22 protein-coding genes are annotated in these 17,224 nt (G+C 68.8%); 9 read left to right on the forward strand and 13 right to left on the reverse strand.

The window, feature by feature from the left end; genetic code table 11:
• Nucleotides 1-24: 24 nt before the first annotated feature.
• Together CQ034_RS10335 and CQ034_RS10340 are read right to left on the reverse strand one after the other, a co-directional pair.
• Complete coding sequence (locus CQ034_RS10335) at nt 25-1,155, reverse strand: Gfo/Idh/MocA family protein (RefSeq protein ID WP_105710967.1); 1,131 nt, start codon at nt 1,153-1,155, stop codon at nt 25-27.
• The gene (locus CQ034_RS10340; RefSeq protein WP_105710968.1) at nt 1,155-1,961 is read right to left on the reverse strand and encodes a sugar phosphate isomerase/epimerase; all 807 of its coding nucleotides are present in this window, start codon (nt 1,959-1,961) and stop codon (nt 1,155-1,157) included. Before CQ034_RS10340 ends, CQ034_RS10335 begins: the two co-directional genes overlap by 1 nt.
• Nucleotides 1,962-2,069: 108 nt before the next feature.
• On the opposite strand from CQ034_RS10340, the gene CQ034_RS10345 reads away from it, so the two are divergent.
• Genes CQ034_RS10345 through CQ034_RS10355 form a run of 3 tightly spaced genes read left to right on the forward strand, consistent with a single transcriptional unit; the run spans nt 2,070 to nt 4,358 of the window.
• Nucleotides 2,070-2,687 (forward strand): TetR/AcrR family transcriptional regulator, encoded by a 618-nt coding sequence (locus CQ034_RS10345; protein ID WP_105710969.1) that lies wholly within the window; start codon nt 2,070-2,072, stop codon nt 2,685-2,687.
• Between the two features lie 49 nt (nt 2,688-2,736).
• Entirely contained in the window at nt 2,737-3,390 is a 654-nt protein-coding gene (locus CQ034_RS10350; RefSeq protein ID WP_105710970.1) for a DUF4166 domain-containing protein, read from the forward strand.
• On the forward strand, nt 3,387-4,358 hold the full coding sequence (locus CQ034_RS10355; RefSeq protein ID WP_105710971.1) for an epimerase: 972 nt from the start codon (nt 3,387-3,389) through the stop codon (nt 4,356-4,358). The genes CQ034_RS10350 and CQ034_RS10355 overlap by 4 nt, the downstream gene beginning before the upstream one ends.
• Here CQ034_RS10355 and CQ034_RS10360 read toward each other — a convergent pair.
• Genes CQ034_RS10360 through CQ034_RS10370 form a run of 3 tightly spaced genes read right to left on the reverse strand, consistent with a single transcriptional unit; the run spans nt 4,355 to nt 5,984 of the window.
• Nucleotides 4,355-4,747, reverse strand: a complete 393-nt coding sequence (locus CQ034_RS10360) for a PLD nuclease N-terminal domain-containing protein (RefSeq protein ID WP_105710972.1) — start codon at nt 4,745-4,747, stop codon at nt 4,355-4,357. The genes CQ034_RS10355 and CQ034_RS10360 overlap by 4 nt on opposite strands.
• A gap of 50 nt (nt 4,748-4,797) precedes the next feature.
• The gene (locus CQ034_RS10365; RefSeq protein ID WP_105710973.1) at nt 4,798-5,727 is read right to left on the reverse strand and encodes an aldo/keto reductase family oxidoreductase; all 930 of its coding nucleotides are present in this window, start codon (nt 5,725-5,727) and stop codon (nt 4,798-4,800) included.
• A gap of 29 nt (nt 5,728-5,756) precedes the next feature.
• Nucleotides 5,757-5,984 carry a helix-turn-helix domain-containing protein gene (locus tag CQ034_RS10370; RefSeq protein WP_258134176.1) on the reverse strand — a complete coding sequence of 76 codons (228 nt, stop codon included), beginning with the start codon at nt 5,982-5,984 and terminating at the stop codon, nt 5,757-5,759.
• Between the two features lie 94 nt (nt 5,985-6,078).
• Here CQ034_RS10370 and CQ034_RS10375 point away from each other — a divergent pair, with 94 nt between their 5' ends.
• From CQ034_RS10375 to CQ034_RS10385, 3 genes are read left to right on the forward strand one after another with little or no spacing between them, the layout of a single operon-like run.
• Complete coding sequence (locus tag CQ034_RS10375) at nt 6,079-6,453, forward strand: helix-turn-helix domain-containing protein (RefSeq protein ID WP_231481830.1); 375 nt, start codon at nt 6,079-6,081, stop codon at nt 6,451-6,453.
• Nucleotides 6,454-6,495: 42 nt separating this feature from the next.
• Entirely contained in the window at nt 6,496-6,888 is a 393-nt protein-coding gene (locus CQ034_RS10380; protein WP_105710975.1) for an ImmA/IrrE family metallo-endopeptidase, read from the forward strand.
• Between the two features lie 8 nt (nt 6,889-6,896).
• Entirely contained in the window at nt 6,897-7,499 is a 603-nt protein-coding gene (locus tag CQ034_RS10385) for a GNAT family N-acetyltransferase (RefSeq protein WP_029262679.1), read from the forward strand.
• Nucleotides 7,500-7,540: 41 nt separating this feature from the next.
• Here CQ034_RS10385 and CQ034_RS10390 read toward each other — a convergent pair whose 3' ends face one another.
• A complete protein-coding gene (locus tag CQ034_RS10390) occupies nt 7,541-7,768 on the reverse strand; it encodes a hypothetical protein (protein WP_231481831.1) in 228 nt (75 codons plus the stop codon).
• Nucleotides 7,769-7,834: 66 nt separating this feature from the next.
• Between CQ034_RS10390 and CQ034_RS10395 the strand changes: the two genes are divergently transcribed.
• Complete coding sequence (locus CQ034_RS10395) at nt 7,835-8,446, forward strand: flavodoxin family protein (protein WP_105710976.1); 612 nt, start codon at nt 7,835-7,837, stop codon at nt 8,444-8,446.
• Between the two features lie 6 nt (nt 8,447-8,452).
• Here the strand turns inward: CQ034_RS10395 and CQ034_RS10400 are convergent, their stop codons facing one another.
• From CQ034_RS10400 to CQ034_RS10415, 4 genes are read right to left on the reverse strand one after another with little or no spacing between them, the layout of a single operon-like run.
• A complete protein-coding gene (locus CQ034_RS10400) occupies nt 8,453-8,953 on the reverse strand; it encodes a GNAT family N-acetyltransferase (protein ID WP_105710977.1) in 501 nt (166 codons plus the stop codon).
• 43 nt (nt 8,954-8,996) lie between these two features.
• Complete coding sequence (locus tag CQ034_RS10405) at nt 8,997-10,007, reverse strand: hypothetical protein (RefSeq protein ID WP_105710978.1); 1,011 nt, start codon at nt 10,005-10,007, stop codon at nt 8,997-8,999.
• Complete coding sequence (locus CQ034_RS10410) at nt 10,004-10,339, reverse strand: transcriptional regulator (RefSeq protein WP_105710979.1); 336 nt, start codon at nt 10,337-10,339, stop codon at nt 10,004-10,006. The genes CQ034_RS10405 and CQ034_RS10410 overlap by 4 nt, the downstream gene beginning before the upstream one ends.
• Nucleotides 10,332-10,769, reverse strand: coding sequence for a hypothetical protein (locus CQ034_RS10415; RefSeq protein WP_105710980.1), 438 nt, complete (start codon nt 10,767-10,769; stop codon nt 10,332-10,334). The genes CQ034_RS10410 and CQ034_RS10415 overlap by 8 nt, the downstream gene beginning before the upstream one ends.
• 248 nt (nt 10,770-11,017) lie before the next feature.
• Between CQ034_RS10415 and CQ034_RS10420 the strand changes: the two genes are divergently transcribed.
• Nucleotides 11,018-12,109, forward strand: a complete 1,092-nt coding sequence (locus tag CQ034_RS10420) for a linear amide C-N hydrolase (RefSeq protein ID WP_105710981.1) — start codon at nt 11,018-11,020, stop codon at nt 12,107-12,109.
• 38 nt (nt 12,110-12,147) lie between these two features.
• Complete coding sequence (locus CQ034_RS10425; RefSeq protein ID WP_029262686.1) at nt 12,148-12,708, forward strand: HdeD family acid-resistance protein; 561 nt, start codon at nt 12,148-12,150, stop codon at nt 12,706-12,708.
• Nucleotides 12,709-12,778: 70 nt separating this feature from the next.
• On the opposite strand, the gene CQ034_RS10430 is transcribed toward CQ034_RS10425, so the two are convergent.
• From CQ034_RS10430 to CQ034_RS10440, 3 genes are all read right to left on the reverse strand, one after another.
• On the reverse strand, nt 12,779-14,326 hold the full coding sequence (locus CQ034_RS10430; protein WP_105710982.1) for a LuxR family transcriptional regulator: 1,548 nt from the start codon (nt 14,324-14,326) through the stop codon (nt 12,779-12,781).
• A 334-nt stretch (nt 14,327-14,660) separates the two neighbouring features.
• Complete coding sequence (locus CQ034_RS10435) at nt 14,661-15,566, reverse strand: multidrug DMT transporter permease (RefSeq protein ID WP_146114830.1); 906 nt, start codon at nt 15,564-15,566, stop codon at nt 14,661-14,663.
• Nucleotides 15,563-17,212, reverse strand: coding sequence for a sodium:proton antiporter (locus CQ034_RS10440; protein WP_105710984.1), 1,650 nt, complete (start codon nt 17,210-17,212; stop codon nt 15,563-15,565). Before CQ034_RS10440 ends, CQ034_RS10435 begins: the two co-directional genes overlap by 4 nt.
• Nucleotides 17,213-17,224: the final 12 nt, after the last annotated feature.

Raw genomic sequence — 17,224 nt, forward strand, 5'->3', positions numbered from 1 at the left:
CCCCGCCACCCCGCGTGGCGACGGTCAGAGTGTGGCTTCGAACGGATCGAAGTCGGCGGCGATCGCGCCCACCTGATCCAGCGTGCTCTCGACCGGGACGAAGCTCCGCGATTCGGCGGCTTCCTCGATCGACAGCAGCGTGTCGAGCACGTGGTAGCCGAACTCCCCGGTGGCGACGTGCGGTCGCCCGGCGGCGATCGAGCGGGCCATGTCGAGCAGCCCCACTCCGCGCCCGGAGAGCACACCCTCCTGCGCGATGTCGACGATCTCCTGCGTCATCGGCTCCGGCGGAACGAACTGACGTGTGAGCGGACGCGTGATGGTGATCGGACCGCCGAACGTGTTCGGGTCGGGGATCACGATCGTGCCCTCGGTGCCGGTGATCTCGACGATCCCCTGCCGCAGCAGCGGCGAGTCGGTGCTGTACAGGCTCTGCGCCTGGCCGCCCTCCTCGAAGTCCATCAGCACGCTGAGTGTGGACGGGATCTCGACCGGGAACTCCTGGCCCGCCAGCTCGCCGACCTGCACACGGCGCGTCGGCGTCCCCTGCAGCCCGAGGGCGGCGACCGCGGCGACCGGCCCGAACACGTGCACGAGGGTCGACACGTAGTACGGGCCCATGTCGAGCAGCGGCCCCGCGCCCTTGGCGTAAAGGAACGCAGGGTTCGGGTGGAAGATCTCCGGGCCCTGCCACTGGAAGGTGGTCTGACCGAACAGCGGGCGCCCGATGTCGCCGCGCGCTATCGCCCGCTTGGCGGTCTGCACGCCCGGGCCGAGCACGGTGTCCGGGGCCACACCGACGCGGAGGCCGGCGGCATCCGCCTTCTCCAGCAGCCGACGCGACTCCTCGCGGCTGACGCCGATCGGCTTCTCGGTCCAGACGTGCTTGCCTGCGGCGATGATCGCCTCGGAGACTTCGACGTGCACGGCGGGGATCGTGAGGTTCACGACGATGTCGATCTCGGGGTCGTCGAGCACCACTTCGACGCCGCCCGCACGCGGGACGCCGTACTTCGCGGCCTGCGCCTTCGCGCGCTCCTCGATGACGTCGGCGACCGCGATCACACGGACATCCGGGAAGGTGGTGAGGTTCGACAGGTACTGGTCGCTGATGTTCCCGGCACCGATGATGCCGACGCCGACGGGACCCGCCATCAGCCGGCGACCTTCTCGTCGAGGAAGACGCGGCTGCGCTCGATCGCGTCGAACAGGTCGCCCTCGTAGTGGTCGAACTCGACGATCGCGAGTTCGAGCGCCGGGGCGGCGGCGATGGCTTCGACGAGCGGAACGGACCCCTCGCCCGCGGCCACCTGGTCGGCGGGCGGGTAGGCGCCGGCGAGCGCCGGGTCGAGCGTGCCGTCCTTCGCGTGCACGGCGATCACGCGGTCACCCAGGCGCTGCAGCAGCGCGACGGGGTCGACACCGCCACGAGCCACCCAGTACAGGTCGACCTCGAGCACGACGCGCTCGTCGAGCAGCCCGGCGAGAACCTCCAGCCCGGTCACCCCGTCGAAGACGGCCTCCAGCTCGTGCGCGTGGTTGTGGTACCCGACGCGGACGCCGACGGTCGCGCCGATCTCGGCGGCCGCGTTCAGCAGGCGCGCGGTCTCCTCGATCTGCGCGACCGACTCCCAGCGGGCAGGCTCGGTGTACGGGTCGATGACCGTGTCCATCCCCAGCACCTTGGCCGCGGCGAAGACGACGTCGGGCGTGGGGACGGGGATGGTCGTGCCGCTGCCGTCCGGGTTCACGAACGACTCCGAGGCGAGGAAGGCGTGCCCGGACGGGGCGGTGAGTCCGGCGGCGGAGAGCGCGGCGGCGAGCGGCTCGGCACGGCGGACGAAGTCGTAGGGCTCGACGGCCGTGAAGCCGCGGGCGGCGACCGCCGTGAGCGTGCCCTCCAGGTCGGCCTCCAGCTCGTCCTTGATCGTGAACAGCTGCAGGGAGGTCTGAATCGTCATCGGTCGTGCTCCTTCGGTCTTCGGTGACATGTGGGGGTCACTACCCCGTGCAGGCACGCTACCACCAAATACCTCCACGTGGAAGTTTTGATTCGCTAGACTCCCCCCATGCCCGCCGACACGCCAGAGCCTGCCGAGCAGCCCCGCCCGCGCGGCACCTACGCCAAGGGGATCGCTCGCCGACAGGAGATCCTCGATCGCGCCATCGAGGTCTTCGCCGAACGCGGTTCCGACCGCACGAGCCTGCGAGCGATCGCGCGCGAAGTGGGCGTCACGCACGCCGCCCTCACCCACTACTTCGGGTCTCTCGAAGAGCTGCTCGTCGCCGTCTACGAGGAGAGCAACGCGCCGGGGCGGCAGCCCGATCCCCCGTCGGCGGATGCGACGCCGGTCGAGATGATGATCGAGTCGGCACGCTTCAACCGCGCGATCCCCGGCCTCGTGCAGCTGTATTCGACCCTTGTCGCGTCGGCACTCGAGGAGGGCCACCCGGCGGCGCGCACGTTCGCCACCGGTCGTTTCACACGTCTGCGCGAACGGCTCGCCGAGACCGTGCGGCGACAGCAGGAAGGCGGGCAGATCCGGAAAGACGTCGACGCGGACGCCGTCGCGGCTCTCGTCGTCGCGGCGTCGGACGGCCTTCAGACGCAGTGGCTGCTCGACGAGACGGCCCCGCAGCACGAGGCGCTCGCGCTGCTCGACCGGCTGCTGCGCCCGCCCGCGTGACCGACCGCGGACCGGCCGGGAGCACCCGCCGTCGGGCTAGGCTCGAAGCGTGACGCCCGTGCCGGACTCCCCCTACGCCCGGGCGCTCGGCGAACGCATCGACGAGCTGCACCCTCGCCTGCGCGCCTACTTCTCGGCGGTCCCCGACGGCGCCGTCGGCATCGGCGAGGGCGTGTTCCACGTCGTCGGCACGCCGCGGCGGTGGCTGTGGCCCGTGCTCCGCGTCCTCGAACGTCGCGGGGTCGTCGCCGCCGTCTGGGAGCGCGACGTGCCCTTCCGCGTCGAGAACCGCACGATCGCATCGAGGGCCATCGGCGAGCGCACGTTCCGCTTCACCCGCGGCCCGTGGGTCATGCGCGATGCGGTCGCGCTCACCCGGCACGGTCGCGTGCTCGACGAACTCGGCGAACCCGGACTCATCGCGGCCTGCTTCGACGTCGACGTGCGCGACGGCGCACTGCACCTCACGAGTCGGGCTGTCGGGGTGCGACTCGGACGGCTCCGAATGCGCATCCCCCGTCTGATCGCACCGGTCGTCCGCCTCACGGAGCGCTTCGACGACGCCATCGACCGGCAGCAGGTGGCACTCACGATCGACGCGCCTCTCCTCGGCCGCGTGTACGAATACCGGGGCGACTTCGAGTACCGCGTCCCGCACATCGCCGATGTCCCCCGCACCGCAGCGAAGGAGCAGTCCGCATGAACACAGGCCGGGTCGTGATCGGTGGATCCACGGGCTTCATGGGCAGCCACCTCGTCTCCCGGTTCCGCGCCGAGGGCCGCGAGGTCGTCACGATCTCCCGCTCCGGCGCCGACATCCGCTGGGGCGATCAGGTCGAGATCGACCGCGCGGTCGACGGCGCCTCCCTGGTCATCGGGCTCGCCGGCAAGAGCGTCAACTGCCGCTACACACCGGAGAACCGCGCCGAGATCTTCCGGTCGCGGCTCGACACCACCACCTCGCTGAGCACGGCGATCGCCCGCGCGTCGGCACCCCCGGCGCTGTGGGTGAACTCCTCGACGGCCACGATCTACCGGCACGCTGAGGACCGTCCGATGACCGAGTCGACGGGCGAGCTCGGCACCGGCTTCTCGGTCGAGGTCGCGAAGGCCTGGGAGAAGGCACTGTTCGCCGAAGAGCTGCCCGCCACTCGCCGCGTCGCCCTCCGCAGCGCCATCGTGCTCGGCCACGGCGGCGTGCTCGGGCCCCTGAAGAACCTCGTCCGGCTCGGGCTCGGCGGTCCGCAGTACGACGGTCGGTGGCCCGCGAGCGCCGCGCGACGCCGGGCCGGGACCGTTCACCACTTCCGCGCGCGCCGCGGGAGTCAGCGGTTCAGCTGGGTGCACATCGACGACGTCGCCCGCATCATCGACTTCATCGAGCAGACGCCGTCACTCGAGGGTCCCGTCAACGTCGCATCCCCGAATCCGGTCGACAACGTCGAGTTCATGGCGACGATCAGGCGGGTGCTGGGTGCTCGCATCGGGCCGCCGCTGCCCCGCTGGATGCTCGAGCTCGGCGCCATCGGCATCCGTACCGAGACCGAACTCGTCTTGAAGAGCCGGTGGGTGCTGCCGGAGAAGCTCACCGCCGCGGGCTTCGAGTTCCGCCACCCGCAGTTGGAAGAGGCGATCCGCGAGTCCTTCGACCGCGGAGGGGTCTCGGCCTAGGAGGCGGCGCCGGCGGATCCGGAGGCTGCGTCCCCGTCGCGGCGGCGCTTCTCGAGCTCCTCGCGGAGCCGCCATTCCTCGATCTCGCGGTCGAGGTCGGCGATCTGCTGCTCGGTCGTGCGCGTGTCCGCCGGCGGCGAGGGACGCACGTCGGTGCGGGTGGCGGTCGGCCGCTCGGCGCGACGCACGCGAGGGATGGAGATGCCGGCCTCGCCGTACTCGCGTCCGATGGCGAACCACAGCACGCTGCCGACGAACGGCAACAGGATCACGATGATGATCCACACCATCTTCGGCAGGTGCTTCACCAGGGCGCTGTCGCGGGTGATGATGTCGATCAGTGCGCCGATCATCAGGGCGATGACGAGGAGCGAGAACAGGAACGGCATGAGTTCAGGGTAGACGACGGCGTGCCGGACCGCGCCGACCCGAACCGCTTCTACGGCAGCAGGTGTCCGGCGGCGCGGAACAGCTCGTACCACTCGGGCCGGGTCAGCTCGAGGTCGGCGCCCATCGCGGCCTCGCGCACGCGCTGGGGTGTGGTCGTGCCGAGGACCACCTGCATGCCGGCGGGGTGACGGGTGATCCAGGCGGTCGCGATGGCGAGCGGAGTCACGCCGTACGACGCCGCGAGGCGATCGATCACCGCGTTCAGCTCGGGGTACTCGGGGTTGCCGAGGAACACGCCGTGACCGCGGCCGTCCTGGAACGGCGACCAGGCCTGGATCGTGATGCCGTTGATGCGGCAGTACTCCACGATGCCGCCACCGTCGCGCACGGCGCTCTGCTCGTGGCCGGCGATGTTCGCCGCGACCGGCTGAGCGAGGATCGGCGCATGGGTGATCGACAGCTGCAGCTGGTTGGCGACCAGCGGCTGCCGGACGGCCGTGCGGAGCAGATCGATCTGCCGCGGCGTGTGGTTCGAGACGCCGAAGGCGCGGACCTTGCCCGAGGCCTCCAGATCGTCGAACGCGCGGGCGACCTCTTCGGGCTCGACGAGGATGTCGGGGCGGTGGAGCAGCAGCACGTCGAGGCGGTCGGTCTGCAGGGCGGTGAGCGACCCTTCGACCTGGGTCACGATGTGCTCGTAGGAGAAGTCGAACGTCCCCTGCGCGGGCACGATCCCGCACTTGGTCTGCAGCACGATCTCGTCGCGCTCGGAGGCGCTGAGCCGCAGCGCATCGGCGAAGCGCGCCTCGCACTGGTGCATGCTCCCGCCGTAGATGTCGGCGTGGTCGAAGAAGTCGATGCCGGACTCCCGCGCTGTGGCGTAGAGCGCCCGGATGTGCGCCTCGTCCTTGTCGTTGATGCGCATCATGCCGGCGACGACGGCGGGGGCGGTGGACGATCCGAACGGCACGGTCTTCATACGGACCACGCTACTGTGCGCGTCCGACCTCAGTCGTCGACCGCGGATGCCGGGAGGAGTCTCGTGATCGGGATGTCGAGCGCCGCGGCGATGCCGGCGAGGTCGACGACGGTGAAGTCGACCTGACCCTCCAGCAGCTCCGAGAGCGCGTCCGGCGTGATGCCCGAGAGCTCGGACAGTCGAGCGAACGACAGCCCGGCGTGCATTCGCGCGCCGTTCACGGTGGATGCCAACATCTGACGCAATTCTGTCCCCATACGCCTACGCTAGTACCCCGCACGGACACGCAGACCTGTCGATTGCACCATAATGGCGGCATTCTGGAGTCGGTGCGCTGCTATCGTGAGCCGGGTGAAGACACCGGCCGAGGAATTCAACAACGCCGTGGGGCGCCAGATCCGCGGCGAGATCGCCGCGTCCAGGAGCAGCATCGCGGCGATGGCGCGCACCATCGGTATCGCGCGCAGCGCCCTCGACAACTACGTCACCGGCAAGCGTGCCATCCCGGTCCCGGTCGTCTACTCGGTCTGCGACGCTCTCGGCCTCGAGCCCCACGTGCTCTTCGCTCGCGCAGAGGAACGCCTCAGAGCAGACGGGGAGACGAGCGCGCGCATCACCCCGATCCGCCCCACCCCCGATGTCGCCGGTCCGCGAGAAGATACCCGCGAGGTCGCCTTCGAATCCCGCACGTCGCACGACTCGGATACGGACGACCTCTACGACTAGCGGCGCATACGCTGCCGCCCCGGCACGGCGAGGAGGAGAGCGATGGACGACCTTCTGCACCTCGCCGAGGAACAGCGACTGCGCATCGTCGAGGGTCCCGGCCGCACGCGCGGCGGCTTCGATCCCCTGACCCGCACGATCCGACTCAGTCCCGGTATGAGCGCGCGCACCACACGCAGTGTGCTCGCCCACGAGCTCGGGCATGCGCAGTTCGGGCACACTCCCGCGCGCGTGCCCGTGATCCGTGCGCAGCAGGAGCGCCAGGCCGACGAGTGGGCGGCCTGTCGGCTGATCACCTCACGTGCCTATGCCGAGGCAGAAGAGCTCCGCGGGCCGCACCTGGCCAGTCTGGCCTTCGAGCTCGGGGTCACCATCGAGCTGGTCACCGCCTACCAGCAGCTCCTGCGTCAGGGTGCCGTCCCGGTCGCTGGTTGAATACCGTCATGGCCTTCCTCGTCGCTCCCGCCCCCGTCACCCTCACCGGCGAACTCGTCGAACTCCGTCCGCTCGAGCGCTCGCACGTCGACGGTCTCATCGACGCCGTGCAGGAGGGCGACCTGTGGAAGACGGCCTGGTACACCTCGGTTCCGGCCCCCGACGGCGTGGGCGCAGAAGTCGACCGACGCCTCTCGCTCATCGAGAAGGGCGAGATGGTGCCGTTCACCGCTTTCGGTGCCGACGGACGCATCCTCGGACTCACCTCGTACTACGACATCGTCGCCGACGTCCCGCGTCTGCACATCGGCTACACCTGGAACCGTCCGTCCGCCCACGGCACGGGCACGAACGCCGAGTCCAAGCTCCTCCTGCTCCGGCACGCCTTCGAGACGCTCGGGGTGTTCCGCGTCGGCCTGACCACGCAGTGGGTCAACTTCCAGTCCCGCACAGCCATCGAGCGGCTCGGAGCCAAGCAGGACGGCGTGATGCGAGCCATGAGCCGCTACCGCAACGGCGCGCTGCGCGACAGCGTGGAGTTCTCGATCATCGAGCCGGAGTGGCCCGCGGTGCAGGCCAACCTCGAGGCGAGGCTCGCCAAACGACGTTGAGCGGACCGCGTTGAGCGGACGGCATTGCCGTCCGCGATGCGTCACTCGGTGGCGTTGCCCGACCAGTTGTTCGACCGGCGGGTGGCCGACCCTCCCTGGCGGAGCATGAACGCCATCGCCAGCGTGACGAGGAGGAGGCCGCCGCAGAACGCGAGCGCCTGGAAGTCGGGCAGCCCGAACGAGATGCCCATCGTCCAGATGCCTCCGATGAAGAGGATCATGAAGAAGAGGAAGCTGAGGATCACGGGATCTCCTGTCGTCGGTGCCATTTACCAGGATAGCCCCGGCGCGGAAACCCCCTGTGCACCGGACTCGCGGCCTGGTGTCCTCGGAGGATGAAGACACCATTGACCGCGGTCGCCGTCTCCTGCACCCTGAAGCCGTCGCCCGCCTCCTCCAGTTCCGACCTTCTCGCCACGCAGCTGCTCGAGGCCCTCGCCGGTCACGGCATCACGGGCGACCTGGTCCGCGCCGTCGATCTGTCGATCAGCCCCGGCGTGGAGAAGGACATGGGTGACGGCGACGAGTGGCCGAGCGTGCGCCGACGCATCCTCGACGCCGACATCCTCGTGTTCGCCACTCCCACGTGGATGGGACAGCACTCCAGCGTCGCGCAGCGCGTGCTCGAACGCCTCGACGCCGAGCTCGGCGAGACAGACGCGCGAGGACGGCCCACCCTCTTCGACAAGGTCGCGATCGCGGGCATCGTCGGCAACGAGGACGGAGCCCACCACATCGCGGCGATCCTCTTCCAGTCGCTGAACGACGTCGGTTTCACCATCCCGGCCCAGGGCTCGGTCTACTGGAACGGGGAGGCGATGCACACCACCGATTACAAGGACCTCGACGAGACCCCCGAGAAGGTCGCCTCGGCGATCGGGACGGCGGCGCGGAACGCCGCGCACCTCGCTCGGCTGCTCAAGGCGCAGGAGTACCCGGCGGGGTGATGTCGATCACCCCGTGAGGTCGAGCACCCACTCGTTCACGGTCAGTTCTGCGCCCCGGAACGCCTCAGTGAACGTGCCGACCAGGGCGAAGCCGTTCCGGCGGCAGACGCTGTTGGACGCGGGGTTGTCGACGCCGGGGAATGCGGTGAGGAAACGCCTGTCACCTCGATGTGCGCGGGCATCGTCGATGAGCAGGGCGAGGGCTTTCGATGCCACGCCGCGCCCCTGCGCCTCGGGGCGGACGAACCAGCCGGTCTCCAGCGCGGGCTCGTCCCGCCAGTCCATGCGCCAGTAACCGATCGAACCGAGCGACGCCCCCTCGGGGTCTTCGATCACGAACATCCGTGCCTCGCCGGAGGCCACGAGCCGCAGATAGCGGGCCTGACGTTCGACGACCTGCTCCTCGGTCTCGGGACCGTTCAGATGAGCCGTCATCGCGGGGGTGTTGGCGGCATGCAGCAGCTCGAGGTCGTTCTCGGACCAGAGTCGGAGGCGGAGGGAATCCATGCACGGATGTTCGCATGAGCCACCGACGCTCTACCGGATCGGCTCACCGACGGAAGGTGACGACCTCATCCCGGCGCGATTTCTCGAGCGTCAGACCGGCGAGCTCGAGGCGCCGATACGCCCGTCTCGGCAATGGCGGCAGCTCGGCGGAGAACCCTCGGGGCGGCTTCGCGATCCCGGTGACCACCGAGAGGTCGACACCGGACCCGCCGCGCGCTTCGAAGCGCGCGTAGTCGCTGCGGGTCCGCCAACGGAGGAGCTCGAGGTCCCGGAACGGGATCGAGTAACGGGCCTCCCCCACGCGGATCCGGAGTTCGTCGTTGCCGAAGGCGACAGCGCACTGCTGCGTGCGGCGACGCAGGATCGCGGTGAACGCCAGGTATACGGGGAGTCCGACCACGATCCCGAGGAGGAGGATGGCGAGGCGCGGGCCCATCCGCATCGCGAGGTCGTCGAGCGCGATCAGCGCGACGACACCGAGGAGCCCGAACACCACGACGATCGCCACGATCGCCTGCGTGAGGCTGCGCATCCGGAGCTCGATGCCGGGGAACCGCACGACCGAACCGTCGCCGCTCTCCTCGCGTTCCCACTCCGGGGCCACGGGCAGCGGGCGTTTCTTCGCATCCCGGCGCCCGAGCAGATCGGTGACGCGACTGAGCAGCCCGAGCCAGATCCATCCGACCGCGGGGATCGCCGCCATCTGCAGCACCACGGCGACACCGCGAACGGCAGCGGGGAACGGGTCGAGCAGGTCTCCCCCGAACTCGATCACCGAGGCGACGAGCACGCCCAGGACCACGGCCACGATCACGTGGAGGATCGCGCCGTTGCGCGCGGGCACCATGTCGAACGTCGCATTCACGAACGCGAAGCCGAAGCACCAGCCGCCGACCAGCATGAGCAGGAAGGGGAAGAAGCTCAAGTCATCGCCCGCGACCGTGAAGACGATGGCGGCGAGCAGCAGCACCGCGCCCCAGAGGAGCGGGTTGCGCACCAGTTTCCGGGTCACGCCCGTACGCACCCGCGCGTCGGCGGTGGTGTTCTCCGTCATCGGGATCCGCCCGCCTGCCCGCGTGCCGCGCGCACGATCTCCTCGAGCCGGCGGAGATAGGCGTCGAAGGACTCCCGCCCCGCCTCGGTCAGGGCGATGCGACGCGCGCGCTGATCGGTGGGGCTGTTCGTCACGACGACGACTCCCGCATCCGTCAGAGCGGACACGTGCTTCGACAGCGCGGACTTGCTCACCCCGACCAGGCGGAGCAGCGTCGAGAACTCGATGTAGTCCGCGGGGGCCAGGGCGGAGAGCACGCTCAAACGCACCGGCTCGTGCAGCAGCGGATCGAGGCGCGGCGCCACCGCATCCTCTCCCTGCGCGTCACTCATCTCGCTTCCCGGATGCCACCGGGGTGGGTGCACTCGCGAGGCGCTGCAGACCCGGTCGGCAGACGAGGAGGATCACCACGACGGCGGCGAGCGCTCCGATCGTGTTGGGGAGGATCCATCCCGCCGCGCGCACGGGGAACTGCACGGCGGCGAATGCGGCGAGCGCCAGCAGGGCACCGCCCCAGACCAGCCAGGCGCCGGCGCGGTCGGACCAGGTCAGCCGCAGCCGGATCGACAGCATCGAGAAGAGCCCGACGATCCCCAGCACGATGAGTGCCGAGAGGTAGATCATGTCCATGTCGATCATCAGCCCGATCGCCAGCGCTCCCGCCGACGCCACCAGGGAGGCGACCCACGCCCCGTTCCACACCGACACGCTCTTCGTCTGCTTCACGGCCGCGAGGCGGGCCGCTGCTTCGTCACTGTCCATGTTTCCCCTCGAATTTCGTTTCGCGAGAAGAAACTAACATGTAGTTTCCTCGTGGGCAACCACTGCGGAGCGATTCGGTACGAAGCGGGTTGGGAGCGGGTGAAGGTGCGGGTGGCACCCGGGTGAGCGTTGCGGGTGATTTCGCGTCGTCGCCACGTCCGCACGGGCGAGCGCGACCAATAATCACCAGAGAGCCCGTGACTCCTCCGGCCGCGGGCGAATCATCGACGAGAGGACGTGCGGCGCTCATGTGCACACGAGTTGTCTGGCCCGATGCCAATGGTGCAGTCATCGTTGGCCGAAACATGGACTTCCATATGGACCTGCTCTCCAACCTCTGGAAGCTCCCCCGTGGCATCGAGCGCTCCGACGGTGTCCATGGCACCCTCACCTGGAAGGCCAAGTACGGAAGCATCATCGCGACGGCGTTCGACCTCATCGCGTGCGACGGCATGAACGAGAAGGGCTTCGCGGGTCACATCCTGTGGCTTGCCGAATCCGACTACGGCAGACCCGCAGCGGATGCGACTCAGCTGAGCCAGGCGGTGTGGCTGCAGTACTATCTCGACAACTTCGCCACGGTCGCCGAGGCCGTCGCGTGGACGAACGAGTCGCAGGTGCAGATCGCTCAGCTCTTCGACCCGACGGGGCACCTCGTTCCCACGCTGCACCTGGCGATCAACGACGCGACCGGCGACTCGGCGATCATCGAGTACACCGACGGTAAGCCGAAGGTGTACCACAGCCGCGAGTACCAGGTGATGACCAACTCCCCGACGTTCGACAAGCAGCTCGACCTCGTGAAGGAGGTCGAAGGCCTCGGCGGTGACAAGCCGCTTCCCGGGTCGACCTTGGCCAGTGATCGCTTCGCGCGCGCCTCCTTCTACGTGGCGCACCAGAAACAGCCGAAGACTCAGATCGAGGCGATCTCGGCGATGTTCAGCATCATCCGCAACGCGGCACAGCCGTTCCGAACGCCAGAGGAGGGCAAACCCGACGCGTCGCAGACCATCTGGCAGGTGGTGCTCGACCTCACCAACATGCGCTACGCCTTCGAATCGACGACCCGACCGAACATCGTCTGGGTCGATTTCGCCGACATGAGCTTCAACGAGGGCACCAAAATCCTCAAGCTCGACCTGGTGGGGCGACTGGCTTTGGAGGGCGGCCTGGTCGGCAACGCCAGCCACCATTTCGCGGATGTCGGAGAGCTCGGCCAGCAGGTGCTGGCCACCGGGACCGAAGCACTCGAGTTCGTGGCGCGCAAGCAGGACGAGTTCGCCGCGATCACGAAGGCCGTTCAGAGCCTGGTCGGCGAGAAGAAGCCCCACGCCGCATAACGCCCGGCACCGCCCGATCGACTCTCGAGGAAACGCCTATGCACGCTGCACCCACGTCCACGAAGACCGCCTTCGACGGCATCCGCATCGCCATCGGCGTGGGGGGATCGCTCGCCCTCGTCGTCGGGGTGGTGATCCTCGTCTGGCCGGGCAAGACCGCGATGGCCGTCACCGCTCTCGTCGCCGCCTACGCGATCGTCGCCGGTGTCATCTACGCGGCCATCGGCGGGCTGAGCAGGACGAAGGGCGGATGGGCGCGCGTCGGCCACGTGCTGCTCGGCCTGATCTTCATCGTCGCCGGGGTGATCGCGTTCACGAGCCTCGGTCAGACCGCGGTCTGGCTGGGAGCCTTCCTCGGCGTGCTCGTCGGCATCCTGTGGATCGTCGAGGGCATCGTCGCTCTGAGCACCCTCTCCGGAACCGGCTCCAGGGTCTGGTCGATCGTCTTCGCGATCTTCTCGATCGTGGCTGGAGCGGTGCTGCTGTTCGCACCGCTGTGGGGCGCCATGGTGCTGTGGATGCTGATGGGTATCTCGCTCATCGTCCTCGGCGTGGTGAACATCGTGCGAGCGATCACGTTCGGTCGCATGCAGCGTTGATCACGGACGGTCGCGCCGGCTGCCCGAACGTGGCCAGCGCGACCGTCCGTGGTCGATGCGGCGAAGGCGATCAGTCGCTCATGGAGGCAGCGAGCAGACGCATGCGCGTCGCGATGCGAATCGCCTCTTCTCGAGTCGAGCACCCCAGCTTGCGGTAGATCGAGCGCAGCTGCGACTTCACGGTGTTCGGCGACACGTGGAAGCTCGATGCCATGTTCGCCGTCGACCGCTGTGCCGGCAGCGCGTTGAGGATACGGAGTTCGCCCGAGGTGAGCGACGGTCGCGCTTGGAGATCCCGGAACACGATGCCCTCCGTCACCACGACCCACTCCTCGGCGGCTTCCGCATCCAGCACTTCCTTGATGCGATCCACGAGCTGTCGCGGCATCACTTCCAGCAGGCGTCGGCGGTCGGCGCGCTGGGAGATCCTCGAGATCTGGCGTGCGGTCTCCGCATCGATCTCGCCCGTTCGCGCGAGCTCGAGCCACCCGGAGAGCAGCACGGCTTCGGCGCGCTGCGCAGGTCCGAGCGTCTGGTCCGATGCCAGCGCGCGAAGCTCGTGTGCCGCCGTGTCCAGCCGCCCGTCGTGGAGCGCGAGATGGGCGGTCGCCAGCAGGGTGAGCACGCCGACCTTGGGGTTTTCCTTGACGACCGTCCAGGCATACGCGGAGTCACCCGTGGCGATGAGCGCCTCGATGGTCGAGGAGGCGACGACGTCGGCGGCGAACGAGCCCCGCTGAGTCGGATGCCCGTCCGAAGCCAGTCGGATCGCCTCGAGCGCATCCTCCGGCCGATGCCGCGAGAGATAGGCACGGCAACGGGCCAGCAGAGCGAACGGCCAGTTGAGTTCGATGCTGTCGACCGGGCACGCTCCCGACAGCAACTCGTCGACGTCACCCGACCGGCGGTCCACGGCAATGAGCGCCCTGGCGATGAGCTCGGACGACATCGTCGCGCTCGCATGGAGGGCGGTCACCTCCGGCATCTCCTCCGCCTCGGCGAGCGCGCGTTCCGCCTCACTCAGAGTGCCGCGGATCGCGTGTGCGAGTGCGGTTCGGGCGAGAGCCATACGTTCGGCGTACTCCTGCCCGGAGAACTTGCCCAGCTGACGAGCCGTCGCGAACTCCAACAGCGCCCGCCCCGAGTCGCCGGCGGCGAGCATCGTGGTCCCGATCTGATGATGGAGGAACCACAGGGGCCCGTCGATGCGTTCCCGGCCCTCGGCTGCCGTCTCGAGAAGGCGATCCTCGAGCCGCCGCGCGTAGACCATGGCGGCCGTGACGTCGCCGTTGACGCGGAACGAGAGCATTTGGGCAAGAGTGAGGAAGTCGAGCTCATCGGCGCTCATCAGGCGCGCATCCTGGGCGTGCGGGACCGGCTGATAGGCCCGAGCCCTGCGGGCGAGCACGGCCGTCATCGGATGGATCACTCGAAGAATGGGATGCCGGTCGAGCAGACTGCTCGGGAGCTCGACGACCGCTGCCGTCAACGCGTCGGGATGCGTCGTGTAGAGCGGCCATACGTTGGAGACGACGGTGCGGGCGATGGTTTCTGGATGTCCGGCACGCACTGCCTTCGCGAGCTCATCGCGGGCGCGGTCCGTGTCGGTGAGGTTCATGCGGGCCCCACCCAGGCTCTTTCCGGAGAGGTTCGAGGTGTTCGCACCACGACGGGACGGAGGAGCTCCCGACGAAGGACAGTCGTGCACTTGTCGTTAAAAGCGGTCGCTCGAAGCATCGTTACCCCCTGCTCTGCCGACGCTCTGGGGAAGCGCCGGTCCTGTAAGACGAGAAACCAACCCCCTCGGTTCCTCGCTGACTCCTTCCTAATATATTGGCGGGCTCGGGGCGCAGATCACCGTCGGACATCACCCGGGTGTTCACCCCGGTGACACCCGGGCGACCACCCGGGCTGTCCGGCATCCGGGCCGCTGAGGACCCGACCCGCACCGCTCATTCCGTGCGAGCCTCCGCCCGTGACAGGGCGAACACCCCGCTCATCGCGACCGCTCCCGCCGCCGCCAACGCCAGGTACGCCCACATCGGCGCGCCGCTCGCCTCGCCCAGGATCGCGATGCCCAGCACGACGGCGACCGCGGGATCCACGACGGTGAGCCCCGCGACGACGACCTCCGGGCGGTTGAAAGCGTGGGCCTTCTGCACGAAGTAGATCGAGAGTCCCCCGGCGACTCCGATGCCCAGAATGCAGGCGATGGTCAGAAGGTTGGCGACATCCCACTTCAGACCGCCCGACTGAAAGGCAGACTGCACGCGGAGGATGACTGTCTTGCCGAGGGTCGCCACGAAGGCCGAGTAGATGCCGCCGAGAAGCACCCAGACGACCGGAGGCGTGCGCCGGCGCCGCCCCACGATCCCGACCACCGCCGTGGTGACCAGCATCACGGTCAGCACGACCAGCACCGCGATGAGCTGCACATCGGTGATCGCGTGCTGCGTGCTCACCATCGCCGCGACGGTCACGAACCCGGCCACCCCGAGCACGCAGATGGCGATGGCTCGCACCACCTGACGGGAGGGCACTCTCTTGGCGAACACTGCCGTCAACAGGGCGGTGAACACCAGTGCGACGACGCCCACCGGTTGCACGACCATCAAGGGCGCGAATGTGAGACTGCCCATCTGCAGGAGCACGGTGACTCCGAGGAGGAGAGTGCCGAGCAGCCAGAAGTGGTTGCGAAGGAGGTTCATGGCCTTCGAACCGTCGACTCCGCGCTCCGCTGCGGCCTCCATGGCACGCACACCTCGCGCCTGCAGCAGATTGCCGACCGCGAGCGCAGCGGCAGATCCGACCGCCAGAGCGATGCCGATCAGAGGTGCCGAGTCGAGTTCCATGGTCATCTCTCGCTTTCGAGGTGGAGCTTCACACTGATCTCGAAGGCATCGAGCTCATCGAGGACATATCGGAGGGCGGTCGTGCTGTGATGTCCGGACCGGCCGAGTTCATGCAGGCGCTCCCGCATGACGGCGATCAGGGCGAGTTGGAACTCGAGCGCCTCCGGGGCATCCGCACCGCCACGGGGATCGAGTGGCGCGACGAATCCCGCCCTCGGGAGCGAAGAGAGCGCGTCGGAGAACGGCGTGCGCCCACGACGCTGCAGCGTGTCACCGTCGATCGCCGCTTGGGCGGCGTCACGCAGCTGCTCGTCGATGCTGCGGATCTCGTCGCGCGGCGGGCCGCTCGCCCCAGCCGCCCGGAGTCCGAGGAGACGCGCCAAGACAGGAAGGGTCATCCCCTGCAGCAGCAGACTGCCCGCGGCGACGAGGAACGCGATGAAGACCAGCAGGTCGCGCGACGGTACTTCTGCGGGCAGCGTCTGCGCCGCCGCGAGGGTGACCGCACCACGCATGCCGGCCCACACGATCATCGCATTGTGCTTCCAGGTCAGCGGCGACGCGTCGAAGTACTCGATGTCGGCGCGCATCCGTCCCGCAGTGCGCCTTCCGGACCCGGCTCCGTCCACGGAGAGGCGGTGGCGCACCGATCTCGCCACCCTGGCGGTGTGCACCTGCATCATGGGGAAGACGTAGGCGGCACGGACGGCGATCAGGATCACGAGTGCCACCGCGGCGATGGCGATGCCTGCGAGCAGCCCTTCTTCTGCCTCGAGATTGCTCTCGACGATCCCCCACAACTCGAGCCCCATGAGGAGGAAGACGGCACCCTCGAGGAGGAACGCGATCGTGCGCCAGGTGAGCTTGTCGGAGATGCGCTGTTCGGGTGTGAGCCATCGCACGGCCCCTTGCCCGCAGACCACGCCCGCCACGACCGCCGCGACGAGGCCGGAACCTCCGAGTGCTTCCGTCGGCAGATAGGCGATGTACGGGATCGTCAAGCCGAGGGCGGTGTTCGCCGTCGCGCTCGTGGTCCATGCCCGCAGGCGCAGCGCCAGCCACCCGGCGCCCGCACCGACGGCGACAGCGGAGAGCACCGCCCAGGCGAACGATCCGAGAGTCGTGAGGAAGGAGAATCCGGACGCCGCCGCGACGATCGCCGTGCGCAGCAGCACCAGTGCGGTCGCGTCGTTGAGCAGGGACTCCCCCTCGAGCACGGTCACCACGCGTCGCGGCACTCCGAGTCGGCGCACGATGGACGTCGCGACGGCATCCGTCGGGCTCAGGATCGCACCGAGCGCCACCGCCAGCGGGAAGCCGAGACCGGGTATGGCCCAGAAGAAGAACAGCCCGAGCACCACGGCGCTCACGATCACGAGGAGCACCGATAGGCCGCCGATCGCGGCGAGATCACGCCGGAATTCGATCGCCGGGGCGGAGACGGCCGCCGAGAACAGCAGTGGAGGCAACACGCCGACCAGGATCAACTCCGGGGGCACGGACACGGCGGCCACCCCGGGGATCAGGCTGACCCCCACGCCGACGGCGACGAGGATCAGCGGCCCCGCGATGCCCGTCCGCTGCGACAGCGAGCTCGTGAACACGATCACGAACACGGCGACGATGACGAAGACGAGGACCTCTACCGGCATCCGGACTCCTCA

Source organism: Microbacterium sp. MYb45 (assembly GCF_002979655.1).
Classification (GTDB): Bacteria; Actinomycetota; Actinomycetes; order Actinomycetales; family Microbacteriaceae; genus Microbacterium.